Origin of the sequence: Lactobacillus hominis DSM 23910 = CRBIP 24.179, from assembly GCF_000296835.1 — a bacterium.
GTDB classification, from domain to species: Bacteria; Bacillota; Bacilli; order Lactobacillales; family Lactobacillaceae; genus Lactobacillus; species Lactobacillus hominis.
The window spans coordinates 331,054-351,534 of record NZ_CAKE01000002.1 but is presented as its reverse complement, the minus strand read 5'-3'; the positions used below and the strand labels follow the sequence as shown (position 1 = coordinate 351,534).

Sequence of the window (20,481 nt, the reverse complement as noted above, 5' to 3'; positions counted from 1 at the left end):
TAGAATAGAAAATAAAAAAGGAAAAGTGATTGCAATGAAAGAGATAGAACTTGTTAGAATTTATGATCATGAGCAGCCTGATGGATATCGGATTTTAGTAGATCGTTTATGGCCACGAGGTATGAGCAAAGTTCGGGCTCATTTAGACAGTTGGGATAAACAAATTGGTCCAAGTAGTGAGTTGCGTGAATGGTTTAATCATGAAGATGAAAAGTACCCTGAATTTAAAGAAAAATACTTTAAAGAATTAGATCAGAATCCATATACAGCAGGATTTTTGGCAGATGTTAAAGCTCATTTAGCTAAAGAAAATGTACTCTTTCTTTATGGTGCTAAAAACAAAAAATGCAACCAAGCGGTTGCATTAAAAGAATATGTATTGAATCATTTGCATTAAGGAATTCTTTTACCGTGGTGCGCTTGACGTACATAGTGAAAAATTATTGTAATTGCAACAGTAGAAAAAACAATAATTGCAAAGATTGTATCTGGTAATTTAAAGTTTAGTGGTGGCAGAGAAACTAACAGTTTGACAGCAATAATCGCAATTAAAACATAAGCCATAGTTTGCAACTCAGGGATGATTTCCATGAGTTTAATAATTACTTCGGCTACGCCACGCATACACAAAATACCGATCATCCCGCCGATCAAAACGACAACGGGATTATTGGACATAGCTAGTGCGGCTAAAACAGAATCAATTGAAAAGACAATATCCATGGATTCAATGGATATAACCGTTCTCCAAAATAGGGACAAGCGATGCTTGCCCTTTTTTAATACTTTTTCTTTCTCATTAGCTTCTTTTTTCTTTTCTTCAGCTGCTACTTTTTCAGGATGACGAACATCGTAAAAATACTTATAAACTAAGTAAAATAAATATAGTCCACCGAGTAGCTTAACTTCCCAAAAATTAATTAGATAAGTTCCAATACCAATTACGATAAATCTGAAAAGATAAGCGCCCCATAGACCATAGACTAAAGATTTTCTTTGCTGATCTTTATTGGGTAGCACCTGTGTTTGAGCAGCAAGAACTACTGCATTATCAACTGATAATAAGCACTCCATTAAAATTAGGGTTAAGATCATCATCCAATCTTTACCGCTAGTTAAAACATGTGCCCAGTTACCACCATCAAAAAAAGGCTGATATAGTTTAAGAATTTGCATTAAGATATCCCTTTTCTAAGTTAATTAGGCGTAATTTTTCTTTCGCACCCATGCGATAGCCGCCTACTTGCTTATCATTAAGGATAACACGATGGCTTGGAACAAAAATTAAATTTGGGTTAAGAGCAACGGCATGTGCGACTGCTCTTACTGAAGTAGAACCGTTGATAGCAGAAGCTAAGTCACCATAAGTTACAGTAGATCCATAAGGGATTTTTTGAATCATTTCGATGACTTTATTTTGAAATGGAGTACCAAAAGTTCCATAGTCAATGGGTAGCGTGAATTTTTTACGCGTACCAGCAAAATATTCTTTAAGCTGTTTGACGTAAGGCTCAACTCGTTCAGGATCATGGACCATCATTTGGTTAGGATAAAAAGTATAAATAGATGAATATTTATTATCATCTTTTAGCCCAACAAATGCTAAGCCAGTATTGCTGACGGCTAATTGATAAGTCCAGGGTTTGATTTCAACGTTGTCATAATAATAAATATTTGGGTCGGAAAACGGCATAAGCATTCAATCGCACCCTTTCTAAAAGTCTCTTTTACAAATAGTATACTATAAAAATAACATTATAGTTAGCAAAAAGTGACAAAATGTCAATAAGCAATGAAATAAAAATAACATTACATCAAATTTTTAACTTAGAGAAAGTGATGAGTGCATCGTCAATGATGGAATAAACTCCGTCGGCGTTAGGTATCTGCGTATTGTTTAGCATCCATACTTTGGCATCTGGTTTGCGATAAGATAACAATTGTGCAAAAGGATAGACCACAAAACTTGTTCCACAAATAACAATGAGATCGCTTGACTGGACTGCATTGACAGAATCTATAAGTTTTTTCTGATTTATTGGCTCTCCATACAGAACGATACCTGGTCGAATAATGCCATTATCTTTTTTATGAAGGTAGGATTCTTTATAGTCTTCGTAACTTACTTTTTCATGGCATTTTGTACAATAAATATCATATAAATTCCCATGAAATTCAACCACGTGTTTATTGCCAGCTTTCTTATCGAGTCCGTCGACGTTTTGTGTAATTAATTGGCCTTTTTTATTGCAGCTTTGTGCAATTTTTTTATGGATTAAATTAGGCTGGGCATTAGGAAAGTACATATTGTTCATCACGAAATCGTGAAATTTTTCAGGATGATGATATAAAGTGTCGTCACTAAGCAAAACTTCAGGACTTTCACTAACGCCATTATAAATACCAGTTTTTGAGCGGTAATCAGGGATGTTTGAATGAGTCGAAACACCTGCACCTGTCAAATAAGTAATGTGTTCGGCATTATCTAAGTCTTGCTGCAACTGTGCAATTTTTTTATCATTTGTTTCAGTCATCTTGAACCTCCATTTTAGATTTAGAAAAAATTTGTTATACTAATAAATTAACTCACGTAGTTCATTATAAGGCTAATAGTAAAATAGTTCTGGTATAATGAGTTCAAGTATACAAACTAGGTGGAAAAAGAAAAAAGATGACATTATTATATATTGCACTTTGTATTTATATTGTTGGATATTTATTTTATAGCTGGTATTGGCAAGCTATAATTGATTACCGGGCTCGTTTTAGAATTTCTTCTGTACTTTGGGCTTTGGTCTTTTTATCATTGGGCTTTTCTTTAGATTACTTCAATGACCCTAACTTAATGATGAATATTTTTATTGCGGCTTTTTTGCTGATAAGCATTGTCGATGGCTTTTCAGGCTTAACTAAAAAGCGTTTAGTAATTAGTGGCTATTTTAAGCGCACCATCAAGTATAGCGACTTAGCTCACATTACCTTAATTCAAGTACCAACTACTAAAAAGCCGACAGTTATGGCAATTTTTCAAACGAACCGTCGTCAAGCATATTATTTACGTTTTTCTAAGCAAGTTAGCGATGTAATTAGCGTCTTAAGAAAATACGTTGGCACAAACGTCGGAATTGAAGTTAGACAAATAATGTAAGAAATAGGCTCCTAAAATTTGGAGCCTATTTCTTTTGCTATAAAATTGGCGATAGCAGTCTTGAAAATGCTTGTTTAAACCTTAGCCAGCGCGACCATTGACTAGTTTTAGCTAAAGTTAGCTCGCTGCAATTTTTTAGGTCATCTTCAAAAATATTTTTTAATTGCTTAGTAACATTTGAATCGTAAAAAACAGCATCTGCTTCAAAGTTTAATTCATATGAACGATAGTCTTGATTCATTGAGCCTACCGCACTAAAGTTATCGTCGACTGTGACGGTTTTAGCATGTAAAAAACCATTGTTATAGATATAAATTTTGATTCCTTCGTGAAGCAGATAATTAGCGTACCATTGCGTTGCCCGATAAATGAAAGGATGGTCAGGCATACATGGGATCATGATGCGGACTTCGACGCCAGAATGAGCAGCCGTAACCCAAGTTGCGATCATGGGATCGTCTGGAACTAAGTAGGGCGTTTGAATCCAAATGGATTTGCGTGCCAGCATCATTAGGCGCATCATTCCATTTCTTAAATAGGGCGTTTCTTGATCGGGACCATCGCTGACGATTTGGGTAGCGACGTCGTTAGCAGATAAGTTACTTTCAGTGATCTTAGGAAATAGGCGTTCAGAAAAGATGATTGCTTGATCTTTATTGCGAATAGAAGCGTTCCAGTCCATGACAAATCTTTCTTGCAAACATAAAGAAGCTGAACCAACAATTCTTAGATGGGTATCGCGCCAGTAGCCAAATTTCTTACTATTACCTAAATATTGATCGCCGACGTTAAAACCACCGGTCCAAGAAATTTTGCCATCGATAACGACAACTTTACGGTGCAAGTGGTAATTCATCCGGCATTTTGTGACCATATTTTGTGCCGTAATAAAGGCAATTACTTCGCCGCCTTGGTTAATTAACGGTTGAAACCAGGCTTTAGTAGCTCCTGGAGATCCCCAAGGGTCATAGATTAAACGTATTTTTACCCCTTGTTTAGCTTTTTTTACTAATAAATCTAAAAATTTATTGCCTAAATCATCATTCATGAATGAATAGTATTCAATATTGATAGTGGCCTGGGCTTTTTTTATATCTTCAAAAAGATGCTTGAATTTTTCTTTGCCATCAGTAAAAAAGCTAACTTTATTGTTTTTAGATAAAGGAGCGTCGTTTTTCCAGTTGAAATAGTCTATTAAAATATCGGCCTGGCCAGAAGTATCAGATTTTCCGGCCTTCATAGCCACTTTAGGAATCATTTTATTCACATTGTCTAAGCCGATGTGTTTTTGGTTGTTGATTGCGAAAAGATTTTCTTGAGAAAGTCCGCGACTAACAAAACCGTATAAGATGAATCCTAAAACCGGAAAGATGATTAAAATAATGAGCCAAGCCCAAGAGGCAGCTACCGAACGCTTGCGACGAAAGACGACGTAAAAGGCTAAGATCGTATTAGCTGCTAGTAAAAGCTGAATAAAATCATTTTCCCAAAACATTCTGCACCTGCCTTAATTTATAACTAACTATTTTTTTCTAAACCTAAAAATTTATTAATTGTATCAATTACCATTAAATTATCATGTAGCATGCTGTGTTCAGCATCTTTACCACGAAATTCTACTTCTTGATAAAAACGCGCTACCGGGGCCAAAATATAGCGAATAGATTTTGCTGAAACGACTGAAATAAAGCGGTCAGTATTGGTTTCGTCTAAAGTATTGCCATAAATATTTAAAACTGAAATATTAGGATTAAAACGTCTCCGGCTAAGCAGCATCCCCATGTAAGAATAACTCATTAAAACAGGCCGTCCGCGTTCAGAAAGCCGGTTTACATTAGGGATATCGCCTAAATACATTACACCATCAAAGGGACCGGCAATTAGAGCACACTTATTTAAACGAGGAAATTTTTTCCATAAACTAGTGTGCATTTCAGTTTTAACTGTGCAAGGAGCACCAAGCGAGTGGGACACAGCATTATAATGGTGGAAATTATAGCGTTTAGAAAGAAAAGAGAGCGACATTCTTAAGAGGTAGCAAATTGCATAAATACCGATTATTTTTTGTTCGAAAACTAATTGCACTAAGGGATGCTCATCGCCAGTCCAAGTTCCTTCTAACTTGAAGTTGCCAAAAACATCAACGGTGACTTTTAGATAGTTGTTATTCTTTTTTAGCTTTGTTGTTTGACGGATCATGACATTAGTTGTATAGTCGCCGCCGCGAAAACCATGAATGTAGATGATTGGCACTTGTTCAAAATCGCCTTGTTTTGCTTGGCGTTTAGAAGAATCAGCTATTTTACGCTTATGTAAATGAAGCATCCATTGCGTGGCGGTAAAAGTAGCTAGTAAACCTAGTGTCACTGAAGAAAATAAACTGGGTTCTTTTTCATCTTTACTTTTTTTACGATGTTTATCTATTTTCTCAGCATATTTTTTTTGCTTAAAAAACATTTGCTCCTCCTTTCTTTAAGAAAAACCTATATTATAATTTTTGTTAAGTAGATAAAAACATTTTAACATTTAGGATAAATGTGGTGTGAATAAACTGTATTTGAAAGGAAGGTAAATATGAAAATTTACGCTGTTAAAAAAGGACGCACTCCTGGAATTTACCGGACTTGGGATGAAGCAAAAGCGCAAGTTGATGGGTTTTCTGGAGCAGAATATAAATCGTTTGAAAAAATTACCGATGCCACGACATATTTAAATTGGAATAAAGAAACACAACCCAACGTAGTTAAAGAAGATACTTTACAAAATGCAATTGATAAAATTAAAAAGCAAGCTAATCAACAAATTGTGGATAATAAAAAAGCCAATAATCACTCAGATTTTTTTGCAACGATCTATACCGATGGCGGTACGCGTAATACCAGTACTTATAAAGGCGGCCACGTAAAGCCAACTGATAAAGCTGCTTGGGCTTATTTAATTGAATGGCAAGATAAGCGTGACTATAAAGCTGGTGGGGAATTAGGTGCAACTAACAATAAGATGGAGCAGACTGCTTTAATAAAAGCACTAAAAAGATTAATTGAACTCGACTTTAATGATAAAAATTTACGTTTTGTTTTAGATTCGAAATATGTTTTAGATGCGATCAATAAGCACTGGCTAACTAGCTGGAAAAAACGTGGTTGGAAGAAAAGTAGTGGCAGTCTAGCCAATGTAAAACAGTGGCAAGAAATCGATGAATTATTGACGCATTTTCCTCATACGCAATTTGATTGGACAAAAGGGCATGCCAATAATCGTGGCAATGAGTTTGTCGATCATGAATTAAATAAGTATATGGATAAGATGTAATTTGACCATGAAAAAAGACGATCCTTTTTGAGATCGCCTTTCTCTTAATTAAAATTAATTGTTTAAAATCATGATTCCACTAAATAAACTCTTAAACCAATTTACTACGGAATCAACGATTTTTTGGAACCAGTTGCGAGTTTCTGGAGTGTTAAATTTGGAAAAGATATTTTTAGCTCCAGCTTGAATTTGGTCGGCTAATTGACTGGCTTGCTGTTGGAAATTTTTATCTTTTAAAGCACCAGAATCTTTGATTTGAATTAACAAGTTAATAATTTGCTCTTTTTGATTGTTATTAATTGTATCACCCAGATGATTGATATTGATTTGGTTATTAACAATATCGCGAATTTGACTATTGGAAATATTTTGTCCTTGTTTAGCCATTTGCGACTTGGCACCAGCGATGGCGTTGTTTAATTGTGCATCACTGTAACCATTTTTATCTTTATTTTGCTGGGTAATTTTGCTCAAAGTATTCATTTCATTTTGAGCAGCGTTAATTTGATCTTGATTTAACTTATCGCCATTTTTAGCATATGCAGCATATACGCCAGCAAGTGCCCCTGATCCATCAATTGGAGTGGCACTAGTAACGTAGATATCGGCATCGCTAATACCAGCAGTTAAAGCGGCGTTTTTATACTGATTAGCTGTAATAGTGGTAATATTGTTGCGACCGTTGTAAGGTAAAATATGGACGTTGATACCACTGCCTGAAGATGCCTTTTGAATCATTGCGCTAGACCAAACGCCAGAATCGTTAGTAAAGTCAGCTCCAGATGGATTTAAATATTTTACTAAGTCGCTACCAGTAATAGTAATAGTTTGGTAATTACTTGAATTTAAAGAAGCAGTTAAAGTGTTAATGGTACCTTGTCTTTGAGAGCTAGTTAATGAAGTTCCCAAAGTTACAACTGGAGTATCATCAGCTTTGACCATTTGGGTATTAGGTAAAGCAAAAATACTAAAGATCCCACTGACAATAAATGCACTAAGTGCAGTCAATAATTTCTTCATTTACGCATTCTCCTTATATATTCCTATGTGGATGGAATATATTATAACCTAATTTTCACGAACTATTATGTAAATAAGTGTTAAGATGCTATAATCAATTGCAAAGGAGGCTAGAGCTTGTGTTACGCCAGCCATTATTAACTGTTATTATGCCGGTCTATAATATGGAAAAGTATCTAGGCCGTGCGCTTGATGCATTGATGAATCAAGAAGACAAAAATTTTAAGTTATTGATTATTAATGACGGTTCTAAAGATAAGACACGCGAGATTGCGGAATCTTATCGTGATAAATTTTTATACTTTACTTTAATAAATAAGAAAAATGGGGGACTTTCTGACGCACGTAATGTCGGAATGAATCATGTTGATACGCCATATTTCACTTTCCATGATGGGGATGACTGGGTTGATCCAGGCTACACTTCATTTTTTGTGAAAGCTTTTGCGAAGTATCCTAAAGTCGCTATGGTTTCATGTGGATTTTGGATTGACTCTCAGCGTCGTAATGAAAGTCATCCAGTTGATCCTAAAAAAGAAAGCGGCCTACTTGATAAACGGCAAGTTTATCAAAAAATGACCAATATTTTTACATCGCCAGTCAAAGGCTACACTTGGAATAAGGGCTATCGCACTGAAGTAGTGAGAAAACACCATATGGCTTTTGTTAAAGATTTAGCATTTATGGAAGATCAAATTTTTAACGTTAAGTATGTTTCTTTAACAGATGGTTTTTATTTTGACTCTGTTCCTTTATATCATTACTGGCAACGTAGCGACAGTATGGTTCACGATCTTAACCCAAAGAAGATTCCGGATAATTTTAGAGCTAATTATCGCGTTTGGCATCAAATTATAAAGAGTTTGATGGCTGAGCGTGCAAAGCAAAAACCAAATAAAAAAGCTGCCAAAAAAGCAGCTTTAGGTGATTTGGATATGAAGAATTAGAGACTATCTTTAATGTGATGAGGCGCACCAACACCAAGTGGTGTGCTTTTTGCGTCAGATGCATAGTAAATTGCAAATTCGCCGTTTTTATCATTTTCGGCAATGACGATTTTACCAGCAGTTGGCTTTTCAGCTTTGAAAATTTGCGCGCTGCGTCTTGCCTCTTTGAAGTCATGCGAAGAAGCAATTGCATCTCCGGGATTAAAAAATACGGATTCATTATTCATTGTTAACAGCTCCTTATTTAAAGATTTACTTTAATTTTAACAAGTAAATATGAATTTTATGCAAAGGAAAAGATATGAAAATAAAAGTTAATGGTGTTGAACTTTACTATCAAAAATTAGGTCAAGGCCATCCTTTAATATTGATTCATGGTCACCACCAAGATGGGGCTATTTTTGATAAATTAGTAGCGCCCCTGTCTCTTTATTACACAGTTTATGTACCAGATATGAGAGGACATGGCTTAAGTTCAGGTCAGCCAAGCGAGCATTATCAAACCGAAGTCCAAGATTTAGCAGCTTTTATTAGAAAGCTTGATCTAAAAAGACCTTATATTTTGGGATATGGTGCAGGCGGCGTTGATGCATTGTCTTTAGCTTATCAATATCCTAATTTAATTAAAAAATTAATTGTTGCGGGAACTTACGTTAATGGCAATGGCGTTAGCGCTAGTCACATTACCTTAAATAGTATGCGTAGCATTTTAATTGGTGATCGCGATAGTCGCGTTGCTTTAAAAGAAACGTACATTTCTCCTGAAAAACTAAAACAAATCAAAATTCCGACATTATGCGTAGTTGGAGAAAAAGATTGGGTAAAAGTGGCGCATGTACGCTGGTATAGCGAGATTTTACCTGATAGTAGGTTGATTATTATGCCGCGTCAAAGTCATGAAAGTTATGTGGAACATAGTTTGAAACTATTAGATTTAATTAAAGAGTTTTGCAAGGACTAATTTTTGCGATTACGAGCTTTTAAAACGTTTTTTAGTTATAATAGCTTTGGTATAAGCTAATTTTAAAGAAGGACAGGAAATAATGAATAAAGAAGAACTGCACGAAATGTTGCATCCAATGAAGTTAATTGGTCTTGGTGGCAATCAAGCTTTAGCAGAAAGAATTGCTGCTGCGTTAGATAAGCCATTGCTTGAAACTACAGTGCATCACTTTAGCGACGGAGAAATTCAGGTAAATATTACTGAAAGTGTTAGAGGATGCGACGTTTATGTCATTCAATCAATTCAAGATCCCGTGAATGAGAACTTCATGGAATTGATGATTGTTTTAGATGCTCTTCATAGAGCTTCTGCTCATTCAATTAATGTTGTTATTCCATATATGGCATATTCAAGACAAGATACTAAGAATCGTTCACGTGAGCCAATTACTGCTAAGTTAATTGCTAACTTATTGCAATTAAACAAGATTGATGACTTGATTGCTGTTGATTTGCATGCTTCACAAATTCAAGGCTTCTACAACATTCCAGTTGACCACTTGCATGCAATGCCAATTTTAGCTCAATATTTCTTAGATAACGGTATTGCAAGCAAGGATAGCGATGATGTTGTAGTAGTATCTCCAGATCACTCTGGTGCAAAATTAGCACGTAATTTTGGTTCATATTTCGACGCTCCAATTGCAATTGTTGATCAACGTGGAGAACGCTATGATACTGAAGTTCATGACATGATTGGGGATGTCAAAGATAAAACTGTCATTATCGTTGATGACTTAATTGACACTGGTTCTAGAATTGCATCTTCTACTAAGTCAGTTTTAGCTGCTGGTGCAAAGAAAGTTTATGTTGCAGCAACTCATGCTTTGCTTTCTCAAAATGCTACAGAAGTTTTAAATGAGCTTCCAGTTGAACAAATTGTAGTGACTGATACAATTAAGCATTCTAAGTATCCAGACAGAATGGTACGTTTATCTGTATCACGTTTACTTGCAAAGGGTATTGATTATATTTATAACGATAAGTCAATTCACAAAATTTTTGATGAACAAAATAGAATTCAAGGCTAAATATTAATTATATCTAGCGATATTTAATAAAAGATCTTTAAAAAGTTCTGAAACCTTTTAAAGATCTTTTTTATTTATTTGGTCTCATATGTAGCGCTAATCTAGGTCTTATTGCTATAATTAGAAAAAGCTAGACTTATGGTCATATATTTGCATTTTTTAATTTTTTTCGATAAGGTGTAAAAAGATTAAATATGCGTATAAGTATACAAACATATAATATGTTGTTATAATAGGTGTGCTTTGAGAGATAGGGGAGATCCTAAAAATGGCAAGACAAAAAAATATGCAAAGACGTAGAACAATTTTAAAGAATACATTCTTGCTTTTACGCGAAGATGGAATGGATAATGTCTCGTTGCAAATGATTGCTGATAAGTCAGGAATCTCAAAATCATTATTGCAATCATACTATCCACATAAAAACAAATTAATTATTGAGATTGTTTCTAATTTCATGACAACAATATTAAACGCTTTATCGCAAGATGAACTAAAAAATACCAACGAATATGCTCGAATGAAGGTGTTCATTTATTTAATTCTTGAAATGGGAATTATGGATGATGGTACTTCAAGGGTATTAGAGAGTATTTTAAAAGACAACGCATCCCTAGAAAAATGGGGCCAATTATTAGATGAATGGCTTAAAGATGAGGGTGTCAAAGATGAACTTGGCAGCAATCGTCAAGTTCAAACTGGTTTAACTTACATTATTGCTGGCGGTGGCAGTTTATATCTAAAACGTTACGATTTAGGTTTAGGTGCAGAGCAAATTTCTGATATAATGGTAAAAACCTTTATGTCAACATTCTTAGATCAACCTGCTGCAAAAGTTGAAGCAGCATTGCAAGAAGGTCATCAAGTTATTGAAGACTTTAGAATGGAAAAGATATTTGGTCTAGTTGAAACAATGTTTGACGAAAAGGGGCAAGGAAAGGATCAATAAAATTATGGTCGAAGGCTCCCGGACGACAATGCGACGCATTGATCAAGCCCAAACTACCCATTATAAACGTTCATTAACTTTTATAATTTTTACGGTTATAACTTTAACGTTCAGTTTATTCACTTTTATGAATCCTAGCTTTATGAAAAAGCAAATTGCCAAGGAAAGTAATAGTGTTGTAGCTGAACGTTTTGTTAACCAGCGTTTTGATAATTTTGCAGAAACTATCGGTGCTGAGCGCCAAGGAAGCGTCAGCAACTTATTAACTGTTAATCAAACTAAGCCAATTGCAGATGCAATGATTGATTATACACTTGGCCTGCATTGGTTTAGAGCTGAGAATGCAAGCTTAGCTAAGCAAATTAGAAAAGTTGTTTTAACTAAAATTGATGATAATTCTTCTGCAGAAGCGCAATCTGTTCAAACTAAGCTAAAAAAATATAGTCAAAGCGGTATCTATTCTGTGATTACTGGTTTTGAATTATCTAACACTACGCTAGCTGCTAATATTGAAACTTTATTTTTAGTAATTAATATTGTAGTAATTGCGATGTGCTTACTAGCTGCATATTCAATTCTGAGAGAAATGAATGAGCTAGTTACGCGCAGGCGTTTTATCCATCTATTAGCATCCAGCGGGATGTGGTCAGGCAGTTTGTTAATTATAATTTTTACGCTTTTAGCTTTAATTCCGTTAATCTTTAATGTTGAAGGATTAATTTTGAATATCGGTTATTTTCTAGAAATTGCCAGTGGAATTTTCTTAGAGTTAGTAATTATCGGTGCGATTGTATTTATTGTCAGTACCATTGTGTGGCAAATTACAGCTACTGAATAAATTAATTAAATAGTAAACAAAAGAGCTCTAGTTTTTTAACTAGAGCTCTTTTTTGTAGAAATGGCACCGGATTGGATGATCTTAATTGTATTCAAGTAAGTATAAAGTAGTTAGGGTATAAAATAATTGTGAAAACACACAAAATCAAGGGGTTTGTGTGTCATATCCTTTACCATTTCTCTGTACATATTCTTGCAGTCTTGATTATTAAAATCAAGGAGAAAATTACAAATATTCCATAATAATATAATTGTTTATTAGATCACAATCCGCGTATTGGCTTAGTATTTTTGAATGGATTTTTTACTGATGTGTTGGTGAATCCACTTGCCAGGTCCTAAGTAAAACCAACGATCTTTGCCAATTGTAACAGTTTGACCATAAGCATAGCTTTGTCCCTTCGATACTTTAGTAATAGTTGGTTTTTGTAATCTTAAATATGGACTAGAATAAATATTTGTGTCAACAGCGGTATCGCTAATATCGATCACGCCAGCATCTAATTCGGGATTTTGAACTACGTAGAAACTGTGGAACCATTGATCTGAGCCTAAATTATAAAAAGAATGACCATCTTGATAAGATCGACCAAAAATTAGTGGGTTTGTTAAACGATTTGATTTAAGAGAATCACGTAATTTTTCAGCTTGTAAAAGTAAAGCTGATTTTATTTTAACGTCTTTAGTTTCGCCAGCTGCATTATTAGATTCTGAAATATCTGTGCTACTAGTGACTTTTTGAGAATTGGTATTATCTTTCTTGGTTTCAGTTTGAAGGGCTACTTGGTTTGCAGCGATTTCGTTAAATAGTTTGAAACTGTAGTTAGTAATTCCTGCGATATCGACTATATATTGGTGACCAGAAACTAAGTTCAAGTTAGCTGGAGAGTATGTAATTACTGAGGCAAAATTACCGTAACCTTTGCTTGAGTAATTATGAACGTTAGTTGCGTTAACTTTTTGTCCAGTATCTAAGTCGGTAATAGTTATTTGCGGAGTAGAAGTTACGATTTGATCAGAAAGATAAATCGACCAAGCTACATTTCCTCCTTGCAATAGTTCAATTGGAAATACGCCGCTGCTTGGATAGGTTACACTAGCCTTGCTGGCGCTCTTAAAACTATCGCTTGGATAAGCGACTTGCTGTACAGAGTAGCGATAGCCATTTGCTCCATAAGCAGCCCCAATACCAGTTGTAGTTAAACGAGTAGATAAAAGCCATGCTCTATGTCCAGTGTCCGTGCCATCTAGGTTATAACGGTCAGTTAATAAGTCAGTGATTACATCACCAGCAGACTGATTAGCGACGTTAAAGTTTAAATTAGCACCAGCAGAAACGTTTTTAGCAATGCTCCAATACATGTCATTAATAAAATTGGGCCTAGTTTCACTTGGCAGACCGTGTTGGTTAACAAATGGGTTAGCTTTAATAGCGGCCATTACGCTGGCTGTGATTTGCGCATTATCATTATCCGTAGCATTAGCGCTAATAGACATTAAACCAAATAAGCGGCGATAATAATTGATATAAGCGAGCTGACTATTAATATAGTTATCGCTTAATTTTCCCACTGAAAATGGTTCAGTTAAATGGGGAGCGACGCTGTATAAATTAGCTTGACTATAAGATAATTTAGGTAAAGCCGCATATTCATTTTGGATGCGTTGCACTTCACTTATTTCACTACTAGTAAAAGTAGCAGCTTGAACTTGACTAGCTGCAAAGCTACACGGCAATATTAGTGTTAAACTTGCAACCAGTGTATTGATTTGGCGGTGAAAACGCATGTTATTCCTCCTTTTCATTGCTTATATTATAGCCAAACTTCCAGTGGATTTTTAGAGATTTTACTTATATTTTTACAAAATTTTTACAAAAATTACCCCATAGTTGCTGGCTTTGTTTATAATAAGGTTTCGAGGACTAAAAGGAGATAAAATAATGACTAAAAAAACGAGCGTGGGTTTGATTTTTGGTGGAAATTCATCTGAATATGAAGTTTCAATTATGTCAGCTCACAATATTTATAACGCTATTGATACTAACAAATTTGATGTTTATCCAATGTGGATTACTAATGACGGCTACTTAGCAAGCGATGAAGATTCGCGCAAGGTTTTAAACGACCCTAAGTTAGCTGTTTCTAACCCTCATAAAGTCGCTAACATCTCTAATATTATTGAATTAAAAGATCGTCCAGAAATCGACGTTTTCTTCCCAATCGTTCACGGAAATTTGGGTGAAGACGGTTGTTTACAAGGTTTGTTCAGAATCTTAGATAAGCCATTTGTTGGTGATGACGTTTTAGCTGCCGCTGTCACTATGGATAAAGAAATGACTAAGATTCTGGCACAACGTGCTGGCGTTTTAGTTGCTGATTGGATCTCAATTAAGCGCTTTGAATATGACGATGCAAATAATGAAAAACGCGATTATGAATTTGTTGCTAAAAAATTAGGCCACGACTTATTTGTAAAGCCATCTAACCAAGGATCTTCAGTTGGTGTTAGCCATGTAACTAACGCTCAGGAATATGAACAAGCTTTAAAAGAAGCCTTTAAATACGACGATAAAGTTTTAGTTGAAGAAACTGTTCATGGCTCAGAAGTTGAAACTGCAGTGCTAGGTAATGATAAGCCTATCGTTGCTGGCGTAGGTCAAATTACCAATGCTAAAGGTTCATTTTACACTTATGAAAATAAATACGACGATAATTCAACTTCTACGCTTCAAATTCCAGCTGACTTGCCGGAAGGTATTGTTGAAAAGGTTAGAAGTAATGCTTTGAAAGTTTACCAAGCTACTGAATGTTCTGGCTTAGCTAGAATTGACTCTATGCTTAGAGATGGGGATCATGAAATTGTTTTAACTGAAGTTAATGCTCTGCCAGGTTTCACTAACATCAGTATGTATCCAAAGCTTTTTGAAGAAGTAGGTATTCCTTATACTGATTTGATTACTAAGTTGATTGAATACGGTATGGAGCGTTACGACCACAAGAAGACTTTGCTTCATAAGCACGATTAAGTAGCGGGCTAGGAGTAAGTTAAATGGTGGAACGTGATTTTGAAGAATTAGTTTCAAGTACACAAGCTGCTAAAAAGTTGGATATTAGTGCAGCCACTCTTAGGAAATACTCAGTAATTGTTGAAAAAGTTACTGCTAATCCGAAGTATTATCAAAGAAATAAGCAAAAGGCACGTCTTTATTCTGAAAAAGATATTTCTGATTTAGAGAATTTTAGAAATCTTTTCAAAAAAGAAGAATTGACGCTAGACCAAGCGGCTCAGCGTATATTTGCAATTAGTAATGTGCAAGAAAAGACAGATGGTAAACAAATTGATGCAGCAGTAGTTAATCCTGATCAAGTAGTAAAATTACTTAATTTACTTCAGCAAACTATTGCCCATCAAAATGAAGCAATTGCTCAGCTGCAAGAGCAAGTGGCACGTGTCGAAGCACAAAATAAAGAATTAATTGATAATGCGCATCGATTAAAAGCGCCAGAAGATAAAAAAGTTGATCCTAAAATTGAATCGATGTCCGATATTTCAGAAATTGTGGCAGAAAGCAGTTTGACTGAAGAACAAAAAAAGCAAAAACTGGCTCAGCAAGTTGAATCTGATAAAAAGAAGTCTAGTCACCAGGTGCACGAGGAAATTTTAAACAAGGCTCGTGAAAACCAAGAAAAAAAGGCTCGGCAAAATATTCACCGTACTTTAGCTGATATGCAAATACCAACTAAGAAAAAACACTGGTGGAATAGATTTATTAAATAAAGCAAAAAGAGAATCTAACTCATTATCATAATGATAGTGAATAGATTCTCTTTTTTTACTTTTAGTCGTCGCTTTCTTCAGGTTCAATAATCAATGATTCAGCAAGCAAAACATCATTGTAAAGTGAAAGGATATATTTACGATAGCGTATTTCTTTTTGACCGATCATTTCTAAATATTCACGTTCAACTTCAAAAGCGCGGTAAAAAGCCATCCTTTGCAAATATTGTTCCTGTGGAGTAAACTCGGGATAATTAATTGTTTTGAGCAAAGTCTTGATTGACTCTTTAAAAGGAATAGCTTTCTTTTGCGTTAAGAGCATATAAATGACATATTTTTTAACTCTTTGTGGCAGATACATATAGTGAATTTCCTTGATAGCGCGCTTAACCATTTCTTGCCTAACGCGTTCAATCGTCTGCAGCGCTACTTGATCAGTAATTTGATGAGGCAAGATAAACTGAAAAACAATTGTTGGTACCATCATACTTAGTAAAATTAATGTCGCTTCAGACATGATAATCAAATTATAGTTGTCTCGTCCTAAAAATGTCCCAGATAATGTTAAAGCCAAAGATAAAGTAACAGCTCCGTGAATACCGCCTAAGGCAAATACGGTTGCTTCATGATGGTCATATTTTAAAGCTAATAAGCTATAAAGGTAGCGAACAATGACATTTGCCAGATAAATTGTGATACCCACTAAGATCCATTGCCAAGCAAAGTGATTGCCTAAACGATTGCGAGATATTCTAACCATTAGTATACCTAAAATTACGAAGACCATACTGTTGAAAATTTCCGAAATTAATGATTGCAAATCACGTCCCATATGTATTTGTCTTGAATTAAGCAAGATACTTTGTTGGGTTTCGGCATTGTGTAAAAGTCCGGCAACCACAACGGCAATAATGCCAGATAAATTAAATTCCTCAGCTAAGGCATAAATAATTAAAGGCGTTAAAACATAAAGCAAATTTTGCGCGTTTAAAGAATTCAAGGTTGAGCGCATTAAAAGCTGACGAAAGATAATAATTGCCCAGCCTAAGATTAATCCTAAAATGGCTCCGCCAACTGAAGAGTAAATAAAATCGCCTATTGTTTGCCCGTAATTGATATAGCCGTTTGTAAACCACAAAATGGCCATGTTGAGTAAGATAATACCGGAAGCGTCGTTGAATAAAGATTCAGCTTGCAAAGATGCATTAACTCGGCGCGGCATTTTTAAGCCATCAGTCACTGCACTAGTAGCTGTGGCATCAGTGGGAGTACTGATACTGGCGATAATAAAAGCTACTGGTAAACTGACATTGCCCACCCAGCTTGCACCAAATCCAGCCGCAATTAAAATTAAGACGATCATAACTACAGTGATGCTGATGATCTTTTTAAGATTGCTGCGGACATTGTGAAAGCGAGTTTTTTGTCCTTCAAAAAAGAGCAGCGGAGCTACGATTAGTTCCATAAAAATCTCAGAATCAAATGCCGCAACTTGCCTATTTAAAAACGGAATTAGAGCAATAATAATGCCGATAATCATACTGATGTAGTTGACTGAAACGCGGTTAAAAGCCTGGGCAATGATAATGCTTAAAGCAGAAGTAATTGCCAAGGTGAAAGTTGAAACCATTAATTCCATAAAATCATTCCTATACTTAAGTTAACTTTAAGATTTTGATGTTATTATAGTAACATATACTTTTAGAGAAAAAGGGTACGACATGCATATTAAAAATAAGACGATAGCTAGTTTAATAGTTCTACTATTGGGAATTATTATTTCAGTTTTTGTTTATTTTTCAACTTCATTTTCAGCTAATCCAATTGGAAAAGTCGAAGATACTCATATTAAAGATGTTTTAGTAAATAAAACACAAGATAGCTATGACAATAAAGATGAGGTACGCAAGCAAACTTTACATGTAAAAATGCTCTCGGGATCGCACAAGGGAAAAACATTTATTGTTAGAAATAGCTATTCCCCTTCTCAGGCAATGACGCAAAAATATTACCCTCATCAAAGAATAATTATGACCTTTATTAAGAAAAAAGCTAAGATTTTAAGTCCAAAAAGAGATTGGGTAGTAGTTTTCAGCCTTGCATTAGTTTTGAGTTTGTTAATTTATATTAGTGGTCCACATTCGATTTTATTAGTTTTGTCGATGCTTTTAAATTCTATCATCTTTTATTTTGTTATTCGCTTAGATATTGCTGAAAATGGAACGCAAATTTTTGCTATTTATGGGACAGCGGTAATTTTGTTTACGCTGGTTTCGCTGATAATCGTGCAAGGCTTTAATCAAAAGATGCTAATGACGGCGCTAGCGACTTTATTAGGAGTCTTTGTTTCATTTGGGATCTGCTATTTAATTATGCGCGTAACTCATGAAAGTGGCATAAAATATGAAGCAGTGGATTATGCGACACAGGATCCACGCTCATTATTTTTAGCGCAAACTTTATTAGGCGTCTTGGGAGCGGTCATGGACGAAGCAACGGACATTGTTTCAAGTTTGTATGCCTTGTGTGACCGCCACAAAGACCTGACTTTTAAGGAGCTTTTTATGAGCGGGCGGACTTTAGGCCAAGAAATTATGGGTCCATTAATTAATGTTTTAGTTTTAATTTTTATGGCAGAGGCTTTGCCGATGACGATTTTATATTTAAGAGACAATAATACTTTGGTTTATACATTTGAATTTGCTCTGTCTTTGGGCGTAATTCAAAGTTTAATTTCAGCTGTTGGCATTGTATTAACCGTGATTTTTGCGACGTTAGCTAGTAGCGTCTTTTTAACAAAAGTTACTAAGAAAGTAGGCGATTAACGTGAATACCTTGACTGCTTTACTGCTTTTATTATTCGTCTTAATGCTTTTAGTTGGTGGAAAAACTGGACTTAAATCTTACCTAAGCGTAGTAATCAATGCTTGTTTGGTTATTTTGGTAGCTTTGTTAATTTCTTGGGGCGTGAATATTATTGGCGTGGCTTTAGTATTTATTCCGTTGAAGTTATTGACCATTATTTACTTAGGAACGCATGACTATACAGTAGCGAGAAATTCATTTTTGACTGCTTTAATAGTTAGTGCGATTGTTATTTGCTTAATTGTACTAATTCAATTCTTTGCTCAAACAGGTGGTTTTGGCGATCAAGCTGGCGAAGAACTGGTTGGTTTATCGCTAGTAGCTGGGATTAGTTTCCCGCAGATTGCAATTGTTGTTGCAATTTTTTCTACTTTAGGTGCGATTGCTGAAGCAAGCGTTGCAATGACGGCGGGGCTATTAGAATTAAAGCACCACGATCCTTTAATTACTAAAAAGCAGCTTGAAGAAAGTGCCTTACAAATGGGGAGCGATATCTTAGGAACAGCTATGAATACGATTCTTTTTGGCTTTTTCGGCAGTTTTTTACCATTATTTATTTGGTATATGAGGTTACATTACTCACTTTTTGAGGTATTAAATGATAAACTTTTTGTAGGGGAATGTTTAATTATCATGTACTCATTTATTGGAGTACTATTGACAATACCACTGACTACTGTCTTTTTAACCCGTAGTTTGACCCATGAAAGCAAAAATATAAAAAATAAGAAAGAATGAGGAAATTCAAATGGATGTACGTCACTTAACATTAAAGAATTTCAACAATCGTGAATTTAAAGTTACATATTATGGGTTACAAGATAATCCTAACTTGGTAATGCAAAAGCGCCCATTGATTATCGTCTTTCCAGGTGGTAGTTTTGACCATTTAGCTTTACGTGAAGGCGAACCAGTTGCCTTAGCTTATGCAAGTCGGGGCTTTGATGCGGCAGTAGTAAGCTATAATTTAACTACTGATCCAGGTAAAATTTATCCCGATGCTTCTTTGTCAGGATTAACTGCCTTAAAATATTTCAGAGATAACAGTCAGCGTTTAGGAATAGATCCACAAAAGATAACTACTATCGGCTTTTCTGCTGGCGGTCACGTCGTTAGTGCGATGAATGTCATGGCAGAAAGCCGAAAGTGGCAAAAAGAATTTAACTTTAAGCATGATGAAGTTGCACCAAATGCGACAATTTTAGGCTATCCATTAATTGATATTACTAAAATTGGCTTTAGCTTAAATGAAGAAGATAAGTCAAAAATGCCGACTGAAACTGAATTGCTTAATACCGCAGCTGGCGTAACTGATCAAACGCCGCCAACTTTTATTTTCCAAACTGACGACGATCCAACAGTCTTGATTGATAATTCATTAGAATACTTGATGGCTCTGCGTAAGCATAAAATTGCTTTTGAAGCACACTTATTTGACCGTGGCGGTCATGGTTACTCTTTGGGGCTACCTGAATTAGTAACTAAGAACTGTGCTTGGCAATTAAACCCACACGTAGCTCATTGGTTCAATTTGAGTATTGAATGGTTAGAGCATTTAAAGATTGCTGCATAACGAATGAAATAAAAAAG

The 20,481-nt window shown here is 35.2% G+C and carries 22 protein-coding genes; 13 read left to right on the top strand and 9 right to left on the bottom strand.

Annotation, left to right across the window (positions count from 1 at the left end):
* Window positions 1-34: 34 nt before the first annotated feature.
* Complete coding sequence (locus BN55_RS02785; protein WP_008470193.1) at window positions 35-397, top strand: DUF488 domain-containing protein; 363 nt, start codon at window positions 35-37, stop codon at window positions 395-397.
* Here the strand turns inward: BN55_RS02785 and BN55_RS02780 are convergent.
* The 3 genes from BN55_RS02780 to BN55_RS02770 all read right to left on the bottom strand — a co-directional run bounded on the left by BN55_RS02780 (window position 394) and on the right by BN55_RS02770 (window position 2,534).
* On the bottom strand, window positions 394-1,176 hold the full coding sequence (locus BN55_RS02780) for a TerC family protein (protein ID WP_008470192.1): 783 nt from the start codon (window positions 1,174-1,176) through the stop codon (window positions 394-396). The two genes, BN55_RS02785 and BN55_RS02780, sit on opposite strands and share 4 nt — an antisense overlap.
* Entirely contained in the window at window positions 1,163-1,693 is a 531-nt protein-coding gene (locus BN55_RS02775; protein ID WP_040469173.1) for a methylated-DNA--[protein]-cysteine S-methyltransferase, read from the bottom strand. Before BN55_RS02775 ends, BN55_RS02780 begins: the two co-directional genes overlap by 14 nt.
* Before the next feature lie 121 nt (window positions 1,694-1,814).
* The gene (locus BN55_RS02770) at window positions 1,815-2,534 is read right to left on the bottom strand and encodes an NAD-dependent protein deacylase (protein ID WP_008470188.1); all 720 of its coding nucleotides are present in this window, start codon (window positions 2,532-2,534) and stop codon (window positions 1,815-1,817) included.
* Window positions 2,535-2,671: 137 nt separating this feature from the next.
* On the opposite strand from BN55_RS02770, the gene BN55_RS02765 reads away from it, so the two are divergent.
* Complete coding sequence (locus BN55_RS02765; RefSeq protein WP_008470186.1) at window positions 2,672-3,148, top strand: hypothetical protein; 477 nt, start codon at window positions 2,672-2,674, stop codon at window positions 3,146-3,148.
* A gap of 37 nt (window positions 3,149-3,185) precedes the next feature.
* Here BN55_RS02765 and cls read toward each other — a convergent pair whose 3' ends face one another.
* Window positions 3,186-4,643, bottom strand: a complete 1,458-nt coding sequence (cls, locus tag BN55_RS02760; RefSeq protein ID WP_008470184.1) for a cardiolipin synthase — start codon at window positions 4,641-4,643, stop codon at window positions 3,186-3,188.
* A 23-nt stretch (window positions 4,644-4,666) separates the two neighbouring features.
* Window positions 4,667-5,605 carry an alpha/beta hydrolase gene (locus BN55_RS02755; RefSeq protein ID WP_008470183.1) on the bottom strand — a complete coding sequence of 313 codons (939 nt, stop codon included), beginning with the start codon at window positions 5,603-5,605 and terminating at the stop codon, window positions 4,667-4,669.
* A 117-nt stretch (window positions 5,606-5,722) separates the two neighbouring features.
* On the opposite strand from BN55_RS02755, the gene BN55_RS02750 reads away from it, so the two are divergent.
* Window positions 5,723-6,460: a ribonuclease H family protein gene (locus tag BN55_RS02750; protein ID WP_008470182.1), complete on the top strand. Its 738-nt coding sequence runs from the start codon at window positions 5,723-5,725 to the stop codon at window positions 6,458-6,460.
* A gap of 54 nt (window positions 6,461-6,514) precedes the next feature.
* Here the strand turns inward: BN55_RS02750 and BN55_RS02745 are convergent, their stop codons facing one another.
* The gene (locus tag BN55_RS02745; RefSeq protein ID WP_008470181.1) at window positions 6,515-7,480 is read right to left on the bottom strand and encodes a DUF1002 domain-containing protein; all 966 of its coding nucleotides are present in this window, start codon (window positions 7,478-7,480) and stop codon (window positions 6,515-6,517) included.
* 119 nt (window positions 7,481-7,599) lie between these two features.
* On the opposite strand from BN55_RS02745, the gene BN55_RS02740 reads away from it, so the two are divergent.
* Window positions 7,600-8,427, top strand: coding sequence for a glycosyltransferase family A protein (locus BN55_RS02740; RefSeq protein WP_008470180.1), 828 nt, complete (start codon window positions 7,600-7,602; stop codon window positions 8,425-8,427).
* On the opposite strand, the gene BN55_RS02735 is transcribed toward BN55_RS02740, so the two are convergent.
* On the bottom strand, window positions 8,424-8,654 hold the full coding sequence (locus BN55_RS02735) for a hypothetical protein (RefSeq protein ID WP_008470179.1): 231 nt from the start codon (window positions 8,652-8,654) through the stop codon (window positions 8,424-8,426). The two genes, BN55_RS02740 and BN55_RS02735, sit on opposite strands and share 4 nt — an antisense overlap.
* Window positions 8,655-8,728: 74 nt before the next feature.
* Here BN55_RS02735 and BN55_RS02730 point away from each other — a divergent pair, with 74 nt between their 5' ends.
* The 4 genes from BN55_RS02730 (at window position 8,729) to BN55_RS02715 (ending at window position 12,247) form a co-directional block, all read left to right on the top strand.
* Window positions 8,729-9,388, top strand: coding sequence for an alpha/beta fold hydrolase (locus BN55_RS02730; RefSeq protein ID WP_008470175.1), 660 nt, complete (start codon window positions 8,729-8,731; stop codon window positions 9,386-9,388).
* An 82-nt stretch (window positions 9,389-9,470) separates the two neighbouring features.
* Window positions 9,471-10,460, top strand: coding sequence for a ribose-phosphate diphosphokinase (locus BN55_RS02725; RefSeq protein ID WP_008470174.1), 990 nt, complete (start codon window positions 9,471-9,473; stop codon window positions 10,458-10,460).
* A gap of 268 nt (window positions 10,461-10,728) precedes the next feature.
* A complete protein-coding gene (locus tag BN55_RS02720; RefSeq protein ID WP_008470173.1) occupies window positions 10,729-11,409 on the top strand; it encodes a TetR/AcrR family transcriptional regulator in 681 nt (226 codons plus the stop codon).
* Between the two features lie 4 nt (window positions 11,410-11,413).
* The gene (locus BN55_RS02715; protein WP_008470172.1) at window positions 11,414-12,247 is read left to right on the top strand and encodes a hypothetical protein; all 834 of its coding nucleotides are present in this window, start codon (window positions 11,414-11,416) and stop codon (window positions 12,245-12,247) included.
* 281 nt (window positions 12,248-12,528) lie between these two features.
* On the opposite strand, the gene BN55_RS02710 is transcribed toward BN55_RS02715, so the two are convergent.
* The gene (locus BN55_RS02710; protein WP_008470171.1) at window positions 12,529-14,034 is read right to left on the bottom strand and encodes a CAP domain-containing protein; all 1,506 of its coding nucleotides are present in this window, start codon (window positions 14,032-14,034) and stop codon (window positions 12,529-12,531) included.
* A 154-nt stretch (window positions 14,035-14,188) separates the two neighbouring features.
* Between BN55_RS02710 and BN55_RS02705 the strand changes: the two genes are divergently transcribed.
* The gene (locus tag BN55_RS02705) at window positions 14,189-15,274 is read left to right on the top strand and encodes a D-alanine--D-alanine ligase family protein (RefSeq protein WP_008470170.1); all 1,086 of its coding nucleotides are present in this window, start codon (window positions 14,189-14,191) and stop codon (window positions 15,272-15,274) included.
* Between the two features lie 23 nt (window positions 15,275-15,297).
* Window positions 15,298-16,026, top strand: a complete 729-nt coding sequence (locus tag BN55_RS02700) for a MerR family transcriptional regulator (RefSeq protein WP_008470168.1) — start codon at window positions 15,298-15,300, stop codon at window positions 16,024-16,026.
* Window positions 16,027-16,087: 61 nt separating this feature from the next.
* On the opposite strand, the gene BN55_RS02695 is transcribed toward BN55_RS02700, so the two are convergent.
* Entirely contained in the window at window positions 16,088-17,665 is a 1,578-nt protein-coding gene (locus tag BN55_RS02695) for a cation:proton antiporter (RefSeq protein ID WP_008470166.1), read from the bottom strand.
* Between the two features lie 82 nt (window positions 17,666-17,747).
* On the opposite strand from BN55_RS02695, the gene BN55_RS02690 reads away from it, so the two are divergent.
* The 3 genes from BN55_RS02690 to BN55_RS02680 are packed head-to-tail and all read left to right on the top strand — an operon-like array spanning window position 17,748 to window position 20,464.
* A complete protein-coding gene (locus tag BN55_RS02690) occupies window positions 17,748-18,851 on the top strand; it encodes a YibE/F family protein (RefSeq protein WP_008470165.1) in 1,104 nt (367 codons plus the stop codon).
* Between the two features lies 1 nt (window position 18,852).
* A complete protein-coding gene (locus BN55_RS02685) occupies window positions 18,853-19,629 on the top strand; it encodes a YibE/F family protein (protein ID WP_008470164.1) in 777 nt (258 codons plus the stop codon).
* Between the two features lie 10 nt (window positions 19,630-19,639).
* A complete protein-coding gene (locus tag BN55_RS02680; RefSeq protein ID WP_008470163.1) occupies window positions 19,640-20,464 on the top strand; it encodes an alpha/beta hydrolase in 825 nt (274 codons plus the stop codon).
* Window positions 20,465-20,481 lie beyond the last annotated feature (17 nt).